4 protein-coding genes are annotated in these 4,784 nt (G+C 73.1%); 3 read left to right on the top strand and 1 reads right to left on the bottom strand.

Annotated elements, in window-relative coordinates; all coding sequences use genetic code 11:
• Positions 1-10: 10 nt before the first annotated feature.
• Entirely contained in the window at positions 11-1,033 is a 1,023-nt protein-coding gene (locus HW445_RS18830; RefSeq protein ID WP_374939670.1) for a LacI family DNA-binding transcriptional regulator, read from the bottom strand.
• 320 nt (positions 1,034-1,353) lie between these two features.
• Here HW445_RS18830 and araD point away from each other — a divergent pair, with 320 nt between their 5' ends.
• The 3 genes from araD (at position 1,354) to HW445_RS18845 (ending at position 4,673) form a co-directional block, all read left to right on the top strand.
• Positions 1,354-2,109, top strand: coding sequence for an L-ribulose-5-phosphate 4-epimerase AraD (araD, locus tag HW445_RS18835; protein ID WP_308799460.1), 756 nt, complete (start codon positions 1,354-1,356; stop codon positions 2,107-2,109).
• Between the two features lie 161 nt (positions 2,110-2,270).
• Positions 2,271-3,833 (top strand): alpha-1,2-mannosidase, encoded by a 1,563-nt coding sequence (locus HW445_RS18840; protein ID WP_180222165.1) that lies wholly within the window; start codon positions 2,271-2,273, stop codon positions 3,831-3,833.
• A gap of 195 nt (positions 3,834-4,028) precedes the next feature.
• Complete coding sequence (locus HW445_RS18845) at positions 4,029-4,673, top strand: dihydrofolate reductase family protein (RefSeq protein ID WP_180222166.1); 645 nt, start codon at positions 4,029-4,031, stop codon at positions 4,671-4,673.
• The last annotated feature ends 111 nt before the right edge of the window (positions 4,674-4,784 follow it).

Genomic DNA, 4,784 nt, shown 5'->3' on the forward strand with positions numbered 1-4,784 from the left:
GTTGCCGCGGTCAGTCCGACGGCGTCGGCCGCCGCCGCGCGGTGCTCGCCCGCACGATGAGCTCGGGGGCCAGCGTGAGGTGGGTGGTGCCCTCCGCCGTGCCCTCGATGTGCTCCAGCAGCAGTCCTATGCTGCTCCGCCCGAGCGAGGCGAAGTCCTGCCGCACGGTCGTCAGCGGCGGCGGGAAGAACTCCGCCTCGGGGATGTCGTCGAAGCCGGCGACCGCCACGTCCGCCGGGGTCTCCAGTCCGGCCTCCCGAAAGGCGCGCAGCACCCCGAGCGCCATCTGGTCGTTGGCGACGAACACCGCAGTGAGGCCGTCGCCCTGACCGGGCGACGACAGCACCCGCCCCGCGAGCTGCTGGCCCGCCTGGTACCCCGACAGCGGGCTCCAGTCGCCCCGCAGCAACGGGGGCGCCTCGACTCCGGCGTCCCGCAGCGCCGCCTCCCACCCGGCCGTCCGCGCCTCGCTCTCCAGCCAGTCCGCGGGACCCGCCACGTGCCAGACGGTGGCGTGGCCGGCCGTCAGCAGATGCTCCGTGATCATCCGCGCGCCGAGATGCTGGTCCAGGGAGACCCCGGGCAGGTCCAGGTCGTGACCGCCCTCCACGGTGACCACCGGGCACGGCGCCTCCAGTGCCGCCAGCGCCCGCACGGCGTCCCGCCAGGGCGTGATGGCGACGATCCCCTCCACGCCCCACCCCGAGAGGTGCTGCACCGCTTCGGTGAGCGCCTCCTCCGTGGCCGCCCGCAGCGTCACGGCGGAGGTCAGGTAGCCGCGCTCACGGGCCGCCTCCTGCACCCCCGCCAACGTGCTGGCGGGCCCGTGCAGCGTGGTGTTCACGGCGATGACCCCGAGCGTGTGCGTCCGTCGGGTGGCGAGCGCGCGCGCCGCCGAGTTGCGGCGGTAGCCCAACTCGTCGATCACCGCCGTCACCGCCGCGCGGGTCTTGGCGCTGACGTTCGGATGGCCGCCGATCACGCGCGAGACCGTCTGGTGGGACACGCCGGCGACCCGGGCGACGTCCGCCATCGTGGGCGCCTTGGAGGCGTCCGGTAGCTGGATCAATCCTCTTCCTTCCTCGATGGGCGGCCCGTCCCGGGGTGCCGTCCCGCGCAGTGCGGCGCTCCGGAGTGCGGACCGGTCCGCGGGTCACGTGGCGAACACTCGATGCGAGCGCTCACATCGCGATCCCGGCAAACCGCCAACCGCACGCCGCAATTTTGTCTCCACCCTTGAGTCAGCGCCATGTTAGCGCTCACAATTCTGAGGCCCACCCATACTCGGCCGCGGGGTCCCGCGAGATCTCTCCCGAGAGCCGCGGCCGATCCTGGAAGGACGGTGAGAGCGTAGTGAACGAGACTGCCCTGAAGAACCTGCGGCGCGAGGTGCTGGCGGCCAACCTCCGGATCCCCGAGGCCGGCCTCGCGACCCTCACCTGGGGGAACGTCAGCGGCGTGGACCGGGAGGCGGGAGTCTTCGTCATCAAGCCCTCGGGAGTCTCCTACGACGACCTCACCGAGGACGACCTGGTCGTGGTGTCGCTCGACGACGGCCACGTCGTCGCGGGCGAACTCCGGCCCTCCACGGACACCGAGACGCACCGCTGCCTCTACCGCGCCTTCCCGTTCATCGGCGGCGTGACCCACACCCACTCCACCCACGCGGTCGCCTTCGCCCAGGCCCGCTGCCCCATCCCCGTCCTGGGGACCACCCACGCCGACACCTTCAACGGCCCCGTCCCCGTGACCGAGGACCTGACCCCCGAGCAGTGCGCCCGGGACTACGAGTTCAACACGGGCGAGGTGATCGTCGAGATGCTCCGGTCCGACCCGCGGCGGGCCGAGGAGGTCCCCGGCGCCCTGGTCTCCCGCCACGGCCCCTTCACCTGGGGCCCCACCGCCACGGCCTCACTGGAGAACGCCGTCGTCTGCGAGGCCGTCGCCGAGATGGCCCTGCACACGCTCGCCCTCCGCGCCCAGCTGGGGAACGTCTCCGAGCCCCCTGGCCATCTGCTGGAGCGCCACTACACCCGCAAGCACGGCCCCGACGCGTACTACGGCAACGCCGGCCCCGCACCCGCTCCCGCCGCCGTGCCCGCGCCCTGAGCGGAGGTGCCGTCGGCCCCACGCGTGACCGGAGTTGTCCTCCGGCCCCACGCGTGACCGGAGTTGTCGGAGCGGCGCACTAGGTTTCGGATCACCTCGCAGTCGCCCGCGGTCCTGGCGGGCGGCTGCCGTCGTCGATCCCCCCGGAAGTGGGACAGAACATGAGCTTCGAGGCCACCTACGCGGACTTCTCCGCCGATCCGGCGCGGCTGTCCAACGCCGACGTCACGCTCCACCGGGCCCGGCCCGCCGGGTCCCACCTGGTGGTGGACGCGGGCGGGAGCGTCACGCTGGAGTTCGAGGTGGCGGACCCGGAGGGCGTTCCCCAGGTGACGCTCACCGTCACCGCCCTCGTCTCCAAGTCCGGCCGCTCTCCCGGGTACGCGCCCGTCGACGTGCTGTTCCAGGGCGAGGCGCTGGCCGAGGACCTCACCGTGCCGGGTGGGGGAGACCTCCCGCAGGACAACGTCTTCGCGGTGCCCGGACGCTTGCTGCGGCGGGGGACCAACAGGCTGGAGATACGGTCCTCGGCCGAGGCGCGCACCATGCTCCGGCTGTACCGCATCACCCTGGACCCCGTCTTCGAGCGGGGCCGCTCGGAACGCGCGCGGACGGCGGAGGCCGCCCGGGACTCCGTGTTCGCCTACCGCACCGAACGCCGCCCCGCGCATGCCGCCGCGTCGGCGCCCTGGCAGGCGGCACCGCGGCTGCTGTTCCACGTCGACCGGGGCGAGCGGTCGTTGCCCGCGCAGCTCGGCTGGCGCGGCACGGACGGTGCCGAGGCCGCCCTCAGCTTCCAGTCCAACATGTCGGACTTCCACGGCTGTTACCGCACAGCGGACGGCACGGCGTACGAGTACCGGGGGCGGCTCACCGGCCGGTGGCCGTTCACGGCGGAGACCGAGAACCTGTCCACGGCAGCCCTGCACCGCTTCCGCACGGAGGAGGGGTGGGGCGGCGGCTGGCACGCCTCCGAGGAACTGCGGCTGCTGGTCGAGGACGGCGCGGTGCCCGTCGAGCGGGTGACCTGGCGCGATCAGCGGGGCAACTCCGGGGTGGCCGTGCTGCACGGTGACTCCGCCGAGGCCGAGGTGACCGGGGTGGAGGCGAGCAGCGAGCTCCGTCCGGCGCACGAGGTGGCCGGCAACCTCCTCGAGGACACCCGCGCCAAGTGGCTGGCACCCGACGACACCGCCCACCTCGACCTCACCCTCGCCCGCCCCACCGCCGTCGCCTCGTACTCCCTGACGACGGCGAACGACCACCCCGACCGCGATCCCCGGGACTGGACCCTCTACGGCTCCCACGACGGCCGGACCTGGACGCCGCTGGACACGCGCACCGGCGAGACGTTCGACGCGCGCTTCCAGACACGGGAGTTCACCCTCCGCGCCGGTGTTCGCGACGGTGCCGGCGCCGGCGCCGGTGTCGCGGCGGAGACCGCGGGCTACCGGCACTACCGGCTCGACATCACCCGCAACGGTGGTGCGGGCGAGGTCCAGCTCGCCCGGGTCCGCCTCGCGGCACCGGCCGGCGGACAGGCGTTCACCGGCTACTACCAGCGCCACGACGAGGGCCCCATCGGCTACCGCGGCACGCCGGCCCCGGCGTCCCCCGGCAGCTCCGCCCACCACCTGGCGGTGGACCTGGAGACAGCCGCCCAGGGACTGGCCGAGACCGCCCGGACCCTGACCGCGCTCGCCTCCCGACTGCGCCTCGTCTGAGGCGGATCGGCAGCCTCGGCCCGCCCGCACCGGGGCGCGTGGCTGTCGGTGGCCGGTACCCCCGACGAGCTCGATCCCGACCTGTGGAGTGTGTCAGTGCGCCTCCGTGAGCGCCGCCGCCACCGTCCCTAGGCTCACCTGCGGCTGGTGACGGCAGAGAGCCGTCACATCGCTCCGACGGCAGGAGTCCGTGCAATGTCCCGCGTGAGGGTCCACAACTTCTCCATCTCCATCGACGGATTCGCCACCGGTGAAGGGCAGAGTCTCGACACCCCCTTCGGCCACGCCGGTGCGCGACTCCACGAGTGGTTCTTCCCGACCAGGACCTTCCAGCGGATGCAGGGCAAGCCGGAGGGGAGCTCCGGGGTCGACGGCGCCGTCGCCGCCACCTGGGATGCCGGCATCGGTGCGGAGATCATGGGCCGCAACAAGTTCAGCCCCCATCGCGGGCCATGGGAGAACCACGACTGGAACGGCTGGTGGGGGCCCAACCCGCCGTTCCACACCCCGGTGTTCGTCCTCACCCACCACCCCCGTCCCTCGGTGGAGATGGAGGGCGGCACGACTTTCCACTTCATCGACGCCACGCCGCAGGAGGCGCTCCGTCAGGCGCGCGAGGCCGCGGGCGGCCTGGACGTGAGGATCGGTGGCGGGCCGACCACGGTCCGCGAGTTCCTCGCCGAAGACCTCGTCGACCATCTGCACATCGCCGTCGTCCCGATCGTTCTGGGACGTGGCGAGCGCCTGTGGGACGGACTCGAAGGACTGGAGCAGCGCTTCGAGATCGAGTCCGTGACCACCCCCAGCGGTGTCACCCACATGACCTTCACCCGGCCGTAGCGCCGCCCGGCCCCTGCGGCGGTCGGCCTCGGTCTCCCCGGCGGCGCGTGGACCCGTCGCGGCAGGCTCGCGACGGGTCCACCGTCGCGGCAGGGGTCCCTACCGCGTCAC

The organism is Streptomyces sp. UH6, assembly GCF_013421635.1.
Lineage (GTDB): Bacteria > Actinomycetota > Actinomycetes > Streptomycetales > Streptomycetaceae > Streptomyces > Streptomyces abyssomicinicus.